This is a genomic window from Mycolicibacterium bacteremicum (assembly GCF_002086115.1).
GTDB classification, from domain to species: Bacteria; Actinomycetota; Actinomycetes; order Mycobacteriales; family Mycobacteriaceae; genus Mycobacterium; species Mycobacterium bacteremicum.
In genome coordinates, this window is sequence record NZ_MVHJ01000065.1 from 1 (window position 1) to 1452 (window position 1452).

Genomic DNA, 1452 nt, shown 5'->3' on the forward strand with positions numbered 1-1452 from the left:
GCGGTCATCGAGGCCGCCGCCGCGGCGTTCCCGGCCTGGCGCGACACCTCCCTGGCCAAACGCACCCAGATCCTCTTCACCTTCCGCGAACTGCTCAACGCCCGCAAGGGCGAACTCGCCGAGATCATCACCAGCGAGCACGGCAAGGTCGTCTCCGACGCCCTCGGTGAAGTCGCCCGCGGCCAGGAAGTCGTCGAATTCGCCTGCGGCATCCCCCACCTGCTCAAAGGCGGATACACCGAAAACGCCTCCACCAAGGTCGACGTCCACAACATCCTGCAACCCCTGGGCCCGGTCGGGATCATCTCCCCGTTCAACTTCCCCGCCATGGTCCCCATGTGGTTCTTCCCCCTGGCCATCGCCGCCGGCAACACCGTCGTACTCAAACCCTCGGAAAAAGACCCCTCGGCCTCACTATGGCTGGCCGCACTGTGGAAAGAAGCCGGCCTACCCGACGGCGTATTCAACGTCCTGCAAGGCGACAAGACCGCCGTCGACGAACTACTGACCCACCCCGCCATCAAGGCCATCAGCTTCGTCGGCTCCACCCCCATCGCCCAGTACGTCTACGCCACCGCCACCGCCGCCGGCAAACGCGTCCAAGCCCTCGGCGGAGCCAAAAACCACGCCGTCATCCTGCCCGACGCCGACCTCGACCTGGCCGCCGACGCCATGGTCAACGCCGGCTTCGGCTCCGCCGGCGAACGCTGCATGGCCATCTCCGCCGCCGTGGCCGTCGGCCCCATCGCCGACGACCTCGTCGCCAAAATCCAAGAACGCACCATCGGCTTGAAAATCGGCGACGGCACCAAGAACACCGACATGGGCCCCCTGGTCACCAAGGCCCACCGCGACAAGGTCGCCTCCTACATCGACGCCGGCTAAGCCGACGGCGCCAAGGTCGTCGTCGACGGCCGCCAGGTAGCAGCCGAGGTTGGCTCGGAAAGAGACCCCGACGGGTTCTGGCTGGGCCCCACCCTGCTCGACAACGTCACCCCCAACATGAGCGTCTACACCGACGAAATCTTCGGCCCCGTCCTATCGGTCCTGCGCGTAGACACCTACGACCAAGCCCTGGAGTTGATCAATTCCAACCCCTACGGCAACGGCACCGCCATCTTCACCAACGACGGCGGCGCCGCCCGACGCTTCCAAAACGAAGTCGAGGTCGGCATGGTCGGCATCAACGTCCCCATCCCCGTCCCCATGGCCTACTACAGCTTCGGCGGCTGGAAAGCCTCCCTGTTCGGCGACAGCCACGCCCACGGCACCGAAGGCGTGCACTTCTTCACCCGCACCAAAGCCATCACCACCCGCTGGCTGGACCCCTCCCACGGCGGCATCAACCTCGGCTTCCCCGAAAACGCCTAACCCCCACCCCGGCGAGCGTGCGTGTCAGCACCCCAACACGCCGAACTCACACCCGAGTTCACGCACGCTCGCCGGAGGGAA

General features: G+C 66.1%; 1 pseudogene. It reads left to right on the plus strand.

Annotated elements, in window-relative coordinates:
• Nucleotides 1-1371, plus strand: a pseudogene (locus BST17_RS28475) (CoA-acylating methylmalonate-semialdehyde dehydrogenase); the annotation flags it as partial.
• Nucleotides 1372-1452: the final 81 nt, after the last annotated feature.